Annotated in this window: 20 protein-coding genes; all 20 read left to right on the forward strand. The window is 31.6% G+C overall.

Features of this window, described 5'->3' with window-relative positions; translation table 11 throughout:
* Positions 1–3: 3 nt before the first annotated feature.
* Positions 4–909 (forward strand): sigma-54 interaction domain-containing protein, encoded by a 906-nt coding sequence (locus tag C4R78_RS00330; RefSeq protein ID WP_103895101.1) that lies wholly within the window; start codon positions 4–6, stop codon positions 907–909.
* 31 nt (positions 910–940) lie between these two features.
* Positions 941–1,582 carry an MBL fold metallo-hydrolase gene (locus C4R78_RS00335; RefSeq protein WP_103895102.1) on the forward strand — a complete coding sequence of 214 codons (642 nt, stop codon included), beginning with the start codon at positions 941–943 and terminating at the stop codon, positions 1,580–1,582.
* An 85-nt stretch (positions 1,583–1,667) separates the two neighbouring features.
* On the forward strand, positions 1,668–3,278 hold the full coding sequence (locus tag C4R78_RS00340; protein WP_103895103.1) for a CTP synthase: 1,611 nt from the start codon (positions 1,668–1,670) through the stop codon (positions 3,276–3,278).
* A gap of 71 nt (positions 3,279–3,349) precedes the next feature.
* A complete protein-coding gene (locus C4R78_RS00345; protein WP_103895104.1) occupies positions 3,350–3,739 on the forward strand; it encodes a hypothetical protein in 390 nt (129 codons plus the stop codon).
* A gap of 1 nt (position 3,740) precedes the next feature.
* Positions 3,741–4,388, forward strand: coding sequence for a fructose-6-phosphate aldolase (gene fsa, locus C4R78_RS00350; protein WP_103895105.1), 648 nt, complete (start codon positions 3,741–3,743; stop codon positions 4,386–4,388).
* A gap of 195 nt (positions 4,389–4,583) precedes the next feature.
* Positions 4,584–5,960 carry a transcription termination factor Rho gene (gene rho, locus C4R78_RS00355; protein ID WP_103895106.1) on the forward strand — a complete coding sequence of 459 codons (1,377 nt, stop codon included), beginning with the start codon at positions 4,584–4,586 and terminating at the stop codon, positions 5,958–5,960.
* 81 nt (positions 5,961–6,041) lie between these two features.
* On the forward strand, positions 6,042–6,254 hold the full coding sequence (rpmE, locus tag C4R78_RS00360) for a 50S ribosomal protein L31 (RefSeq protein WP_103895107.1): 213 nt from the start codon (positions 6,042–6,044) through the stop codon (positions 6,252–6,254).
* A gap of 47 nt (positions 6,255–6,301) precedes the next feature.
* A complete protein-coding gene (locus C4R78_RS00365; protein WP_103895108.1) occupies positions 6,302–6,877 on the forward strand; it encodes a thymidine kinase in 576 nt (191 codons plus the stop codon).
* 42 nt (positions 6,878–6,919) lie between these two features.
* Positions 6,920–7,132: a DUF3006 domain-containing protein gene (locus tag C4R78_RS00370; protein WP_103895109.1), complete on the forward strand. Its 213-nt coding sequence runs from the start codon at positions 6,920–6,922 to the stop codon at positions 7,130–7,132.
* A 58-nt stretch (positions 7,133–7,190) separates the two neighbouring features.
* Positions 7,191–8,105, forward strand: a complete 915-nt coding sequence (locus tag C4R78_RS00375; protein WP_103895110.1) for a transposase — start codon at positions 7,191–7,193, stop codon at positions 8,103–8,105.
* 121 nt (positions 8,106–8,226) lie between these two features.
* The gene (gene prmC, locus C4R78_RS00380) at positions 8,227–9,084 is read left to right on the forward strand and encodes a peptide chain release factor N(5)-glutamine methyltransferase (protein ID WP_103895111.1); all 858 of its coding nucleotides are present in this window, start codon (positions 8,227–8,229) and stop codon (positions 9,082–9,084) included.
* Positions 9,085–9,132: 48 nt separating this feature from the next.
* Entirely contained in the window at positions 9,133–10,203 is a 1,071-nt protein-coding gene (gene prfA, locus C4R78_RS00385; protein WP_103895112.1) for a peptide chain release factor 1, read from the forward strand.
* 9 nt (positions 10,204–10,212) lie between these two features.
* Complete coding sequence (locus tag C4R78_RS00390; RefSeq protein ID WP_103895113.1) at positions 10,213–10,809, forward strand: hypothetical protein; 597 nt, start codon at positions 10,213–10,215, stop codon at positions 10,807–10,809.
* 58 nt (positions 10,810–10,867) lie between these two features.
* The gene (locus tag C4R78_RS00395) at positions 10,868–11,596 is read left to right on the forward strand and encodes a ZIP family metal transporter (protein WP_103895114.1); all 729 of its coding nucleotides are present in this window, start codon (positions 10,868–10,870) and stop codon (positions 11,594–11,596) included.
* A gap of 11 nt (positions 11,597–11,607) precedes the next feature.
* Entirely contained in the window at positions 11,608–12,642 is a 1,035-nt protein-coding gene (locus C4R78_RS00400; protein ID WP_103895115.1) for an L-threonylcarbamoyladenylate synthase, read from the forward strand.
* A gap of 10 nt (positions 12,643–12,652) precedes the next feature.
* The gene (locus tag C4R78_RS00405) at positions 12,653–13,099 is read left to right on the forward strand and encodes a low molecular weight protein arginine phosphatase (RefSeq protein WP_103895116.1); all 447 of its coding nucleotides are present in this window, start codon (positions 12,653–12,655) and stop codon (positions 13,097–13,099) included.
* Between the two features lie 57 nt (positions 13,100–13,156).
* The gene (gene rpiB / locus C4R78_RS00410; RefSeq protein WP_103895117.1) at positions 13,157–13,606 is read left to right on the forward strand and encodes a ribose 5-phosphate isomerase B; all 450 of its coding nucleotides are present in this window, start codon (positions 13,157–13,159) and stop codon (positions 13,604–13,606) included.
* 11 nt (positions 13,607–13,617) lie between these two features.
* Positions 13,618–14,247 carry a uracil phosphoribosyltransferase gene (upp, locus tag C4R78_RS00415; protein WP_103895118.1) on the forward strand — a complete coding sequence of 210 codons (630 nt, stop codon included), beginning with the start codon at positions 13,618–13,620 and terminating at the stop codon, positions 14,245–14,247.
* 8 nt (positions 14,248–14,255) lie between these two features.
* Positions 14,256–14,696, forward strand: coding sequence for a deoxycytidylate deaminase (locus C4R78_RS00420; protein WP_103895119.1), 441 nt, complete (start codon positions 14,256–14,258; stop codon positions 14,694–14,696).
* A gap of 78 nt (positions 14,697–14,774) precedes the next feature.
* Positions 14,775–15,791: a glycosyltransferase family 4 protein gene (locus C4R78_RS00425; RefSeq protein ID WP_103895120.1), complete on the forward strand. Its 1,017-nt coding sequence runs from the start codon at positions 14,775–14,777 to the stop codon at positions 15,789–15,791.
* Positions 15,792–15,795: the final 4 nt, after the last annotated feature.

Genomic DNA, 15,795 nt, shown 5'->3' on the forward strand with positions numbered 1-15,795 from the left:
TTTATGGAATATTTTGTTGGAAGCAGCAGCAAAATTGAAGAGGTAAAAAGATTAGCACAAATTGTTGCAAATTCTTCTTCTCCTTTGCTTATATATGGAGAGACTGGAACAGGAAAGGAAGTTTTGGTTAAGTATATTCATAAGGTAGGAAATAGAAAAAATAAACCCCTTGTAATTCAAAACTGTGCTGCTGTTCCTTCGAATCTTTTAGAAAGTATTTTGTTTGGAACAGTAAAGGGGGCTTTTACTGAGGCTGCTGATAAAAAGGGGCTTTTTGAAATTGCAGATGGGGGTATTTTATACCTTGATGAATTAAATTCTATGCCAATTGAGCTTCAAGGAAAGCTGCTTAGGGTTTTAGAAGATGGAATTGTAAGGAGAATAGGTTCTTTAAGTGAAGTTAAAGTTGATGTTAAAGTTATAGCCTCAGTTAATGTCGAACCTAAAAAGTGTATCGAAAAAGGGATTTTAAGGAAGGATCTTTTCTACAGATTAAGCGTTTTTTACATAAAGCTTCCTGAACTTAAAGATAGAAAAGAGGACATAAAGGAGCTTTGTAGTTATTTTATCGATTTATTTAATAAAAAATTAAACAAGAACATAAAGGGAATATCTAAGGAAGTTATGGAGTATTTTTTAAATTATGATTGGCCTGGAAATATAAGGGAGCTTAAAAATTTAATAGAGGCTGTTGTAAATTTAAAGGAGGAAGGTTTTATTACTTTAGATGATATTCCAGAGCACATTAAAAAAGAAAAAAAGGGCCTTGAGGAAATGGTTAATGAATTTGAAAAGAATTTAATAAAGGAAGCTCTTTTAATTTATGATGGAAATATAACAAAAGCTGCTAATTTTTTAAAAATTCCAAGGCAAACTTTGCAGTATAAAATTAAAAAATATGGCATATGAATAATATTAAGTTAATTTTAGGAGGGGTAGTATGAGAATAAAATGGCTTGGCCATGCATGTTTTAAAATAACATCTTCAAAAGGAATTAGAATACTTACAGATCCCTTTGATGATAACGTTGGGTATCCACTTCCTCAAGTTGAGGCTGATATAGTTACAATAAGCCATAATCATTATGATCATAATTTCATAGACTGCGTTAAAGGAAATTTTGAAGTTTTAAATAAAGTCGGAAATTTTTACATAAAAGACATAAATATAACTGGAGTTCATACATATCATGATGAGGAAAAAGGACAAAAAAGAGGAGATAACATAGTTTATGTTTTTGATGTAGATGGAATTAGAGTTTGCCATTTGGGAGATCTAGGGCATATTTTAACTCCTGCTCAGGTTGAAATGATAGGAAGGGTTGATGTTCTTTTAGTTCCTGTTGGAGGAACTTATACTATAGATGCTGAAGGTGCTCATGCTGTTGTAAAGCTTTTAAATCCTAAGATAGTAATTCCTATGCATTTTAAGACGGATGTTTTGAAATTTAATTTAGATTCTGTTGAAAAGTTTCTAGATAAGTATTCAAATGTAGAAAGGTTAAGGGTTCCTGTCCTTGAAGTAAAAAATGAAGATTTAAATAAAGATGAATTAAAAGTTGTGGTTTTAAATTATAAATAAAGGCGGTTTACGCCTTTATTTTTTGTTGATAAATTTTGAATTTTAATGTAAAATAAAAAAGTTAATAATACAAAGGAGGGGCATTATGGCAACAAAATACATATTCATAACTGGAGGAGTTACATCATCTCTTGGAAAGGGAATAACCGCCGCGTCCTTAGGAAGGTTATTAAAATCTAGAGGGCTTAAGGTATCTATTCAAAAGTTTGATCCTTATATAAACATAGATCCAGGGACTATGAGTCCATATCAGCATGGCGAGGTTTTCGTAACCGACGATGGAGCTGAAACTGATCTTGATCTTGGACACTATGAAAGATTCATAGATGAAAACTTGTCTAAAAATAGCAACGTCACAACAGGAAAAATATATTGGTCTGTTATACAAAAGGAGAGAAGAGGAGACTATCTTGGAGGAACAGTTCAAGTTATTCCCCACATTACAAATGAAATAAAACAAAGGGTTTATAGAGTTGCAAAGGAAAGAGAAGTAGATGTTGTTATTACTGAAATTGGAGGAACTGTTGGAGATATTGAAAGTTTGCCTTTCTTAGAAGCTATAAGACAGATTAAATATGAAGTAGGTAGGGAAAACGTCTTATTTATCCACGTTACTTTAGTGCCATATCTTAGTAAGTCAGGAGAATTAAAAACAAAGCCTACTCAACATTCCGTAAAAGAGTTAAGAAGCATTGGTATTCAGCCGGATATAATAGTTTGTAGAACGGAAAAACCTCTAACGTTAGAGCTTAAAGAAAAGATAGGGTTATTCTGTAATGTTTCTGCTGATGCTGTTATTCAAAATTTAGATGCAGATAGCATATATGAAGTGCCTTTACTTTTACATGAGGAAGGTTTGGATGAGCTTGTTGTTAAAAAGCTTAATTTAAAATGCCTTGAGGCAGACCTTAAAGAATGGAGGGCAATGGTTGAAAAATTAAAAACCCCAAAGGAAAAGGTTAAAATAGCCCTTGTTGGAAAGTATGTGGAACTTAAGGATGCTTACATGTCTGTTGTTGAAAGCTTAAGACATGCAGGGATTGCTAATGATTGTGAAGTTGAAATAGATTGGGTAAATGCGGCTTATGTTGATTTAGACAATTATAAGGATTATTTAAAGGATGCAGATGGAATACTTGTTCCTGGAGGATTTGGAGATAGAGGAATAGAAGGTAAGATTTTAGCTATAAAATATGCAAGGGAAAATAATGTTCCATTCCTTGGAATATGCCTTGGAATGCAGCTTGCAGTTGTTGAATTTGCAAGAAACGTTTTAGGGCTTGAGGATGCAAATAGCTCGGAGATAGATCCTGAAACTAAGCATCCTGTAATAGACCTTATGCCAGAGCAAAGGGATGTAGATGAAAAGGGTGGAACAATGAGGCTTGGTTTATATCCTTGTAAGGTAAAGGAAGGAACCTTTGCATATGAAGCTTATAAGGATGAAGTTATATATGAGAGACATAGACATAGATATGAATTTAATAACGAATATAGAACAAAGCTTATGGAAAAGGGATTGGTTATTGCAGGAACATCTCCAGATGATAGGCTTGTTGAGATAGTAGAGATTAAAAATCATAAATGGTTTGTTGGAGTTCAATTCCATCCTGAGTTTAAATCAAGACCAAATAGACCACATCCTCTTTTTAGGGATTTTGTAAAGGCAGCATTGGAAAATAAGCGTGCAAAATAAAGCACGCTTTATTTTTTTAAAGAGGATTTTTAAATTTTATGTTGAATATTTTTTAAAAGGAGGTGTTTAGGTTGTTTATAGATCCTAAGTTTAAAATTGCTTTAAAGTGTAAGGAATGTGGAAAATTTAAAGTATTTGACATAGATCTTTTTAAGGAAAAATTGGGAAGTTTTCACTGTGATTGCAAAAATAATATTTTAAATTATGGTATTAAGGGAGCAAATATTATATTAGAAGCCGATTGCGTGTTTTGTAATAAAAAGCATAGATTAAAATTTAAAGTAAGAGATATAATTGAAAAACCTTTAAAAATAATTAACTGTCCTTTTACAGATTTTGAAATAATTTTTGCTGGAAAAAATAATAGTGTTGATGATATAATAAGTAAGTATGAAAGCGATATGATTGAGCTTTTAAAACTTTTAGGTTTTGATATTCAAGTTAATTTAAGGAGGTTTTGATATGAAGATTTTTATTGATACAGCTAATGTAAATGAAATAAGAGAAGCAAATTCTTGGGGAATAATTTCTGGAGTTACTACTAACCCTTCTTTGATAGCAAAGGAAGGAAGGGATTTTGTAGAAGTTGTTAAGGAGATTACACAAATAGTGGATGGACCAATAAGTGCAGAAGTTATAAGCCTTGATCATGAAGGCATGATTAAAGAAGCAAGAGAACTTGCTAAGATACATAAGAATATAGTTATAAAAATTCCTATGACAATTGAAGGATTAAAAGCTGTTAATGTTCTTTCAAAGGAAGGAATAAAAACAAATGTTACTTTAATTTTCTCTTCAGCTCAGGCTCTTCTTGCGGCAAAAGCAGGAGCAACTTACGTAAGCCCATTCCTTGGAAGATTGGACGATATAGGACATGATGGAATGTATCTAATAGAAGAGATAGTAAGGATTTTTGAAAATTATGCGATTGAAACAGAAATTATAGCAGCAAGCATAAGACATCCTATTCATGTGGAAAAGGCTGCCCTTGCTGGTGCACACATTGCTACCGTTCCATTTAAGGTTTTAGAACAGATGACAAAACATCCATTGACTGATATAGGAATAGAAAGATTCTTAAAAGATTGGGAAAAAGTTCCTAAAAAATAAAAAGCTGCTTTTGCAGCTTTTTATTTTTAGGGACAGTTCTCAACTTTTTTACGTATTTTCACACTTTACAAATAATTTTTTTTTATATAAAATAATACTTACCACAAGCTTCATCTTCTTTATTTCATCTTAATTTTTCACTTCGAATTTTTAATTCCCCTTTTAAAAGCAAAATTTTATACTAGGAGGTATTTTATGGATTTTGAAGAATTAAAAGCAAGGACCTTGGAAGAGTTAAGAGAGCTTGGGAAAAATCTAGGTATTAAGTCTGTTACAAAATATAGAAAAAGCGAGCTTATAGAAGAGATACTTAAGTTACAAGAGGAAAGGGATAAGGAAAATAATGTTCCTCCAGTTTCTCCAGAGGTTGAAAAAGAGCTAGAAGAGATTAAGCTTCATGATGTTGATGAGGAAAAAAGAAATAAACTTCAAGAACTTTTAGCTGATTCAGATACTGTAGAAGGTATATTTGAGCTTGTGGAAAATCAATCATATGGCTTTTTAAGACTAGATAATTATCAACAAGGTCCAAGGGATGTATACGTTTCACCATCACAAATTAGAAAATTTAATTTAAAAACAGGGGATAAAGTAAAGGGCAAAGCTAGAATTCCAAACGAGTCAGAAAAATATAGAGCTCTTTTATATCTTCAAGAGATAAATGATCTTCCACCAGAAAAGGTTCAAGGAAGAAAGTCCTTTGAAAGTTTAACTCCTATATATCCTACCAAAAGGTTGACTTTAGAGACAACAGGAAATGAATTAGCTACAAGGCTTATAGATATACTAGCCCCTATAGGAAGAGGACAAAGAGGTCTTATTGTTGCACCGCCTAAAGCAGGAAAAACGGTTCTTTTAAAAAAGATTGCAAATGCTATAACTAAGAATCATCCAGATGTTGAGTTAATTGTTTTATTAATAGATGAGCGTCCTGAAGAAGTTACTGACATGCAAAGATCAATTCAAGGGGAAGTCGTTTATTCTACTTTTGATGAAGAACCAGAAAATCATACAAGGGTAGCAGAGCTTGTTCTTGAAAGGGCAAAAAGATTAGTGGAGCTTAAAAAGGATGTAGTTATACTTCTTGATAGCTTAACTAGGTTAGCAAGGGCATATAACTTAACTATTTCTCCAACAGGTAGAACATTATCAGGAGGATTAGATCCCGGAGCATTAATTCAGCCTAAAAAATTCTTTGGTGCTGCAAGAAATATTGAGGAAGGCGGAAGTCTTACCATACTTGCAACTGCTTTAATAGAAACAGGAAGCCGTATGGATGATGTAATATTTGAAGAATTTAAAGGAACAGGAAACATGGAAATTCATTTAGATAGAAGGCTTCAAGAAAGAAGAATATTCCCTGCTATAGATATAAATAAATCTGGAACAAGAAGGGAAGATTTGCTTTTAACGCCGGAAGAGTATAATGCAGTTATGGCAATAAGGAGAGCTTTAGCTCTTGAAAGCACTCAAGAGGCAACAGAAAAGCTTATACATGCACTTTTAAAGACTAAAAACAATAAAGAATTTGTTCAATTATTTCCAAAGCTTATTGCTGATGTAAATAAATAGTTGCTATTTAATTTTGACTGTGTTATAATTTTAAAGGTTAAATAGAAAATAATAAAAATAATATAGAAAGAGGTGAAACAAATGAAACCAGGAATTCATCCAGAATACACTCATGAAGCAGTTGTTAAGTGTGCTTGCGGTAACACATTTATAACAGGTTCTGTTAAAAAGGAAATTAAGGTAGAAATTTGCTCAAAGTGCCACCCATTCTTCACAGGAAAGCAAAAGATGATAGTAGAAGCAGGTGGAAGATTAGAAAAGTTCATGAAAAAGTACAATATGTCAGAAGAATAATTTTTTTGACCGGTATGCCGGTCTTTTTCTTTTAGGGAGGTTTTAAAATGTATGGCCCAAAGGATCATGGTTGGATAGAGATGATCGTAGGTCCTATGTATAGTGGGAAAAGTGAAGAATTAATAAGAAGGATAAAAAGGGCAAAAATAGCGCGTCAAAAGGTTCAGGTTTTTAAGCCTTCCATAGATAATAGATATAGTATAACAGATGTCGTTTCCCATAATGGAGAAAAGGAAAAAGCTTATTCAGTAGATTGTGCTAAAGATATTTTAAGTTTAGTTGAGGAAGATACTGATGTTATTGCTATAGACGAAGTTCAATTTTTTGATGATGAGATTGTTGATGTATGCAAAAGGCTAGCTGATAAAGGGAAAAGAGTTATATGTGCAGGATTAGATCTAGATTTTAAAGGAGAGCCTTTTGGACCTGTTCCAAAACTTTTGGCGGTAGCGGAATTTGTTGATAAGATTCAAGCTATTTGTGTTGTTTGTGGCAACCCTGCAACAAGAACTCAAAGGCTTATAAATGGAAAGCCAGCAAGATATTCTGATCCTGTTGTTTTGGTAGGAGCAAAAGAAGCTTATGAAGCCCGCTGCAGAAAGTGTCATATAGTTTTATATTAGTAGGGACAGTTCTCAACTATTTTCTTCTTAGAAGGGATTTATATGAAAGGCGTTATAGATAGATTTGAAGAGGAATATGCTGTTATAGTTCTTGATGATGGGAAAATTAAAAATATAAAAAAAGATTATCTTCCTCTTGATGCAAAGGAAGGGGATGTAGTAGTTTTTGATAAGGATAAAGTTTATATAGATAAAGAAGATACTTTGTTAAGAAAACATAAAATGGATAAATACTTGGATTTGTGGGAAGATTAATTTGTATAGATAAAACATGTCTTGAGCATACTACTTACCAAAAGGAGGGGTAAGTAGTATGCCAAGATGTGCAAGAGTAAAAACAAATGATGCAATTTATCATGTTATGTGCAAAAGTATTAGTGATACACCTCTTTTTAGAAATGATACCGATAAAGATATGTTTTTAGCATATATTAAAAAGTATCAACAAAAATATCAATTTAAAGTTTATGCATATTGTCTTATGACAAATCATGTTCACCTCATTATTGATTCCAACGGATTTGATATTTCTAAAATAATGCATGGTGTGAATCAAAGTTATGCTCAATATTTTAATAGAAAATATAAAAGAAAAGGCCATTTGTTTCATGATAGATTTAAAAGTATAGTAGTAAAAGATGATAGATATCTTGTTACTTTATCTGCATATATTCACAACAATCCAATAGCTATGAAAGAATATAGGGAATGCCCTGAAAAGTATAAATATTCAAGCTTAGCAGTTTATTTAGGAATTAGAAAAGATCCCTTTGGAATTCTTGATGAAGGATTTATAATGGCAATGTTTAGCAGAAATGTTAAAAAAGCAAGGGAGAGGTATTATAAGTTTGTGCTTACCTGTAGTGATGTTAAGGTTAAAAAATTTATTGAATTTGAAGACTATCAAGGAGAATATAGAAGTAACAGGATAGTTTTAAAAAGGCAATGTTCTCCGCAGGAGATTTTTAAATTTGTTGAAGAGAATTTAGATATAGATACAAGCTTGATATATCTTAAACATAGTAGAAAAGCTAAAGAATATAGGGCTATAATAGTTTACTTATTAAGATGTTTTTGTGGATATACTTATAGCGAAATTTGCAAAGTACTAGGTGATATAACGTTATCTAGAGTCGCAGTTTTGTTTAATATTGGGTTTGAGTTAGTAAATTGTAATTCGACTTATAAGAATTTAGTTAAAAAATTTTTAAACGAAAAAGTTGTTTAGTTTAAGCTTTTTAAACAAAAAAAGTTATATTATAATATTTGTGATTTGTAAAATCGGACAAGCCTATGAGTTGTTGGTAAAGTTAAAATAGTTGAGAACTGTCCCAAAGGTTGGTGATAATATGAAAATTTTTGAGATTTTAAAGAAGGCAAAGGATGAGTTGAAAAAGTATAATAAGCCTTTAAATGATGCTGAAATACTTTTAGCTTATATGTTAAAAAAAGATAGAACGTATATACATGCACATATGGATTTAGAGGTTGATGATGATTTTAAGAATGAGTTTTTAAATTTTATAAATCAAAGGATTAAGGGAAGGCCCCTTCAGTATATTATAGGAGAATGGGAGTTTTATGGTTTAAAGTTTAAAGTAAAGGAAGGAGTTTTAATACCAAGGCCAGATACAGAAATTTTAGTTGAAAAATGCCTTGAGCTTTTAAAAAATATTCCAAATCCTAAAGTTATTGATATAGGATGTGGAAGTGGAGCAATTTCAATTTCAATTGCTAAATATAAGGAAGATGCAACTGTTTTAGCTCTTGATATAGACGATATTCCTTTAGAAATTACAAAATTAAATGCTAAAATAAATGGTGTTTCTGATAGAGTTATTGTAAAAAAATCGGATATATTAAAAAACTTAGGAGAAGAATTTTTAGGTAAAGCTGATATTATAGTTTCAAATCCACCTTATATTAAGGAAGATGAAATTGAATCTTTAATGGTTGAAGTTAAGGATTTTGAACCAAGGCTTGCCCTTTCTGGAGGGGAAGATGGTCTTTATTTTTATAGGCAAATATCTTTTCAGTCTAAACCTTATTTAAAAAGTGGAGGTTTTATAGCTTTTGAAATTGGGTATAATCAAGCTGAAGATGTAAAAAAAATACTTATTGACAATGGTTTTGACGATATAAAAATATATAAGGATCTTTCAGGGCTTGATAGAGTAGTAATAGCAAAAAAAGTTGATAATGCTTAAATTAAATTGTTATAATAATTCATGATTCTATTTATGGAGGGTTGAAATATGCTAGAGAAGCTAGATTTTATTGAGGAAAAGTACGAAGAGCTTTCAAAAAAAATAAGCGATCCTGAAGTAATTGCAGATAACGCTTTGTTTCAAAAATTATGTAAAGAACATAGCAATCTTGAAGAAATAGTTTTAAAATATAGGGAATATAAAACAATATTAAAAAGAATTAAAGAAGATAAAGAATTATTAGAAGATGATATAGATAAAGAAATGAAGGAGTTAGTTGAAGAAGAGCTAAAGGAACTTGCAGAGCAAAAAGAAAAAGTTGAAAAAGAGCTTAAGCTTTTACTGCTTCCTAAGGATCCTAATGATGAAAAGAACGTATTTATTGAAATAAGAGCAGGAGCAGGAGGAGATGAGGCTGCTTTATTTGCTGCAGACCTTTATAGAATGTATACAAGATATGCAGAAAGACACAATTTTAAAACAGAGCTTGTTTCTGCAAGCCCTAATGATCTTGGAGGTTATAAAGAAGTTATATTCATGGTAAAGGGACATGGGGCATATTCAAGATTAAAATATGAAAGTGGAGTTCACAGAGTTCAAAGAGTTCCTGTAACTGAAGCTGGAGGTAGAATTCACACATCTACAGCAACTGTTGCTGTTTTACCAGAAGTTGAAGATATTGAAGTTGAAATCAATCCAAATGATCTTAGAATAGACGTTTTTAGAGCATCAGGCCACGGTGGACAGCATGTTAATACCACAGACTCAGCTGTTAGAATAACTCATATTCCAACAGGAATAGTTGTATCCTGTCAGGATGAAAAGTCTCAGCTTAAAAACAAAGAAAAGGCTATGAAAATATTAAAGGCAAAGATTTATGAAATGGAACTTGAAAAACAAAGAAGTCAAATAGCAGCTGAAAGAAAAAGCCAAGTTGGAACAGGAGATAGAAGCGAAAGAATTAGAACATATAATTTCCCTCAAGGAAGGGTTACAGATCATAGAATAGGACTTACTCTTTATAAACTTGACGCATTTTTAGATGGAGAGATAGATGAAGTTATAGATGCTTTAATCACAGCTGATCAGGCTGAGAAGTTAAAGGAGGTTGGGGAGTAATCCCGTTTTATGTATTCTATTAAAAAAGCTTTAAAAAAAGAAAAGGCAAAGTTAAATAGAAATTATTTTGTATCTTATTTTTTAATGATTCTTATTCTATACTTAACTTATGTTGCTGTAAATTTAAATCTTGTTGAAGGGTGGAAAGTTTATTTTACAATTTTTTATGCTTTTATAATTGAAGTTATTCTATTTATAAATATATTAAAGATGTATTCTGAATCTAAATTTTCCATTCAAGTGGATCTAGATAAAGTAAAAATTTATCAACCCTTTAAAGGAACTATAACCTTTCAAACTTCAAAGGTTGTATATGTTGATGTTTTAAGCAAAAAGGACAGCTTTGATTTAGTAATATTTTTAAAATCTAAGAGGGCAAAGCGCTTTATAAGGCTTACTAAAGAAGATGAAATGTTTAAAAAAGCTTATGATTTTTTATATCAAAAATATGGAGAAGATGAATTTTGCTATTATATAGTTAAAAATGGAGGAGCTAAAAAGTATTTTTATCTTTATAAACTTTATAAAAATTGTTTTGAAGCAGAGTTTTCAAGAAAAGCCATGGAGTATGTTAAACTTTTTTTACAAGAGTATAATTTATCGTAATATATCTCATCTCCTTAAAATAAATTTTTAAAGAAAAATATTTTAAGGGGATGAGATAATGGATATTTTATCCATAACTTTAATTGGAACTTTAGTTTGTGCTTTAGGAACAACTCTTGGGGCTTTTATAATAATAAATTTTAAAAAAACAAATAATATATTAATGGCTGGTATAATAGGAGTTGCTGCAGGTCTTATGCTTTCTGTTGTAACTTTTGATCTTATTCCAGAGGCCATAGAGACTGGTGGGCTTTTTTTAGCCCTTTTTGGAACTTTAATTGGTATAGTTTTTACAATTATTTTAGATTCATTTCTTTCTAATTTTGAAATAGTTAAAAAATATGGAAAACATATAAAAACAGCTATATTGCTTATATTAGCTCTTTCGGCTCATAATTTTCCTGAAGGTCTTGCAATAGGAGTAGGTTTTACAAAGGAAATAAAATTTGGGATGGAGCTTGCTATAGTTATTGCTTTTCATGATATTCCAGAAGGGGCTGCAGTTGCAGCGCCCTTGATTCAAAGCAATATAAAGCCTTGGAAAATTCTTTTATTAACTGCTTTTACAGCTCTTCCAACGGCTTTTGGGGCTTTCTTTGGAGCAGTACTTGGGAATATATCTAATATATTTACTTCCATATGCCTTGGTTTTGCTTCAGGAACTATGCTTTATATAATAGTTGGAGAGCTTATTCCAGAGAGCAAGGAGCTTTTTAAGGGTATATTTTCAACTATATCAACCTTAATAGGCATTATACTAGGGCTTTTACTTGTTTCTTATTTTTAAGGAGGATATATATGGATACAAAGGTTTATATAATAGATGAAAAGGATGAAGAAAAAATAAAAGAAGCTGCACAGGTTATAAAAAAAGGAGGTCTTGTGGTTTTCCCAACTGAAACGGTTTATGGTCTTGGTGCAAATGCCCTTGATGAAAATGCCTGCAAAAAAATATTTGAGGCAAAAGGAAGACCGCAGGATAATCCTTTAATAGTTCATGTTGCTGATTTTGATATATCAAAATATGTAAAGTATATTCCTAAAAATGCTAAAAAGCTTATGGAAGCTTTTTGGCCAGGGCCTCTTACTATAATAATGCCAAAATCTAATTTAATTCCTGATCTTGTTACTGCAGGGCTTGACAGCGTTGCAATAAGAATGCCAGAGAATAAACTTGCAAGAAAGCTTATTGAGTTTTCAAATGTTCCAATTGCAGCCCCAAGTGCTAATATATCAGGAAGGCCAAGTCCAACTTCTATTGAGCATTGCATTGAGGATCTTTATGGCAAAGTGGACATGATAATAGGAGGGGAAAGGTGTAAAGTAGGAATTGAATCAACTGTTGTTGATGTAACGGAGGATGCTGTAACTATATTAAGACCAGGTTTTATAACTAAAGAAGATATTCAAGAAGTTATAGGTAATGTATATTTAGATCCTGCTATAAAAAGCGAGAATTTTAAGCCAAAATCTCCTGGCATGAAATATAGACATTATGCGCCTAAAGCTCCTTTAAAGGTTATAATAGGTGATTTAGAAAAGGTTGTTGAATATATAAAGGAAAACGTGTATAATATGAAAAGACAGGGAAAAACCGTTGGAGTTTTACTTGTAGATGAGGTAATCAATGAAATTGATGCTGATATAAAAATATCCTTAGGAACTATAAAAAGCCCTGGAATAATTGCTGCTAATCTTTTTGATAAACTTAGGGAATTTGATAAAACTAATGTTGATTTGATTTTATCAATTGGTTTTAAGGAAGATGGGCTTTTTTCTGCTATAATGAACAGGCTAAAAAAAGCTTCAGGAAATAACTATGTAGAAGTTTAGGAGGTTTGCCATGAAAATATTATTTGTTTGCACAGGTAACACCTGTAGAAGCGCAATGGCAGAAGGAATTGCAAAGAGCTTAGCTGAGAAGGAAGGCTTAAATTTAGACATATCATCTGCGGGGGTTTTTGCACCCTTTGGTATGGCAGCCTCTGAAAATGCTATATTAGCTTTGAAGGAGTTGGAAATTGATATATCAAGTCATCTTTCAAGGCCTCTTACTAAGGAACTTCTTGAGGAGGCAGATATCGTTTTAACTATGACTAGAGGACACAAAGATGCTATTCTTTCAAAATATCCTCAATTTTCAGAAAAAGTTTTCACTTTGATGGAATATATTGGTGATAACGGAGATATTGAAGATCCCTTTGGAGGGGACTTAGAGGTTTATAGGCTTTCAGCAAATCAAATAAAACAAGCTATTGAAAGGTTATTAGAAAAAATAAAGGAAAGTTAGGCACTTTTTGGTGCCTTAGCTTTCCTTTTTTGTATATAAAGACAAAGGAGGGTTAATATGAAAATAGCAATAGCATCAGATCATGGTGGATTTAAACTAAAAGATATTATAAAGAAACATCTTGAAGCGAGAAAAATAGAAGTAAAGGATTTTGGAACATTTAGTGAAGAATCTTGTGATTATACAGATTTTGCTCTTTTAGTTGCAGAGGCAGTAGCAAAAGGAGAATTTGATAAAGGAATATTGGTTTGTGGAACAGGAATTGGAATGTCAATTGCAGCAAATAAAGTTAAAGGAATAAGAGCTGCTCATGTTACTGATACTTTTTCAGCAAGGGCATGTGTTGAGCATAACAATGCAAATATAATAACGCTTGGCGAGAGAATAACAGGTCCTGGCGTTGCAATTGATATAATAGAGGAATTTTTAAGCGCCAAATTCCAAGGAGGAAGGCATCAAAGAAGAATAGACAAGATAATGGAAATAGAAAATAGATATATGAAATAAGGGGGATACTTATGAAAAAAGTTGTAGTTATAGACCACCCGTTAATTTTACATAAACTTTCTATAATGAGAGATAAAAACACAGGTTCAAAGGATTTTAGAGAGCTTTTAGAGGAAATTGCAATGCTTATGACCTATGAAATTACAAGAAGTTTTCAATTAGAAGAGGTTGAAATTGAAACTCCTATATGTAAAACAAAAGCAAAAATGCTTACAGGAAAGAAGGTTGCTATAGTTCCTATTTTAAGAGCAGGGCTTGGAATGGTTGATGGAATCTTAAAGCTTATACCTGCAGCTAAAGTTGGACATATTGGGCTTTATAGAGATCCTGAAACTTTAAAACCTGTTGAATATTATTGCAAACTTCCTTCAGATATTTCAGAAAGGGAAATAATTTTAGTTGATCCTATGCTTGCAACAGGAGGTTCTGCCTGCGATGCAATACATCTTTTAAAGGAAAAGGGAGCGAAAAATATAAAACTTATGTGTCTTATAGCAGCTCCAGAGGGAATAGAAGCAGTTCAAAGTAGCCATCCTGATGTTGAAATATTTGTTGCTGCAGTTGATGAAAGGTTAAATGAACATGGATATATAGTTCCAGGCCTTGGAGATGCTGGAGATAGAATTTTTGGAACAAAGTAGGTGTTACAATGAGGCCTTCATGGGATGAATATTTCATGGAAATTGCAGAAACAGTAAAAAAGCGTTCGACCTGCTTAAGAAGGCAGGTTGGCGCTATAATAGTTAAAGATAATAGGATACTTACAACAGGTTATAATGGCGTTCCACCAAAGATGAAGCATTGTGATGAAGTAGGGTGTTTAAGGCAAAAGCTAAATATCCCTTCAGGACAAAGGCATGAGCTTTGCAGAGCTCTTCATGCAGAGCAAAATGCAATAGTTCAAGTAGCAAAATATGGAATATCAATAGAGGGGGCAACAATCTATATAACTCATCAACCATGCATAATTTGTGCAAAACTTATAATAGCTTCGGGAATAAAAAGAATAGTATATAAAGGAGAATATCCAGATGAATTTTCTCTTGATATGATAAAGGAATCTGGTATAGAAATTGTAAATATTAAATAGGCTATCTAGATGGGATAGCCTATTTTTAATTTATTTGGTAAAATATAATTTGTGTAAAAACGTAGGGGAAGTGAAATTATGATTATATATTTTTTAGTATTTTTACTATCTTTTATTTTTTCATTTATACTAACTCCCTTTGTAAGGAAGTTTGCTTTTAAAATAAATGCAATAGACATTCCAAAGGATGAGAGAAGGATTCATAAAGAGCCTATTCCAAGGATTGGTGGATTGGCTATATTAATTTCTTTTATTGCTTGTATATTTATATTTTCTTTGTTTCAAAAACAAATCATAGGTATATCAGTTGGCGCCTTTATAATATTTTTAGGTGGATTTTTAGATGATTTATATAGTTTAACACCAAAACAGAAAATATTATTTCAAATTATAGCAGCATTAATTTTGATAGCCTTTGATGTTAGTATAAAATATATAACTATTCCTTTTGATTTAAATGAATCTTTATTCATAGGAAAGTTTGGGATATTACTTACTATTATTTGGGTTGTTGGGGTAACAAATGCAATGAATTTAATAGATGGGCTTGATGGCCTTGCTGCTGGGATTTGTTTTATATCTTCTATGTTTTTGTTTTTTATATCAATAATTAGCAAAAGATATACGGCTATTTTTTTAACGTTAATACTTGCTGGATCAAGCCTTGGTTTTTTACCGTATAATTTTAATCCTGCTTCTATATTTCTTGGGGATTGCGGTGCTCAGCTTTTGGGTTTTTTGCTTTCTGCAATATCTATACAAGGAGCAATTAAATCTGTTGCTTTTGTTATAATTGTTCCTATATTGATTCTTGCACTTCCTATATATGATACATTATTTGCTATTATAAGAAGAAAGATAAATAAAAGGCCTATAAGCGAAGCTGATAAGGGGCATATTCACCATAAGCTTCTTGATATGGGGTTAAGTCAAAAACAAGCTGTTCTTGTTATGTATTTTATAAGCTTTATATTTGGAATAGCATCTGTTCTTGTTATGATTTTGACACCGAGGAAATCTTTATCTGTTTTTATAATTATTTTTTCAGTAAGTTTAGCTTTTGCAATTGAATTTGGATTATTAAGTAAGGAATGAGGTG

It is taken from the genome of Caloramator fervidus, assembly GCF_900108045.1.
GTDB lineage: Bacteria > Bacillota > Clostridia > Clostridiales > Caloramatoraceae > Caloramator > Caloramator fervidus.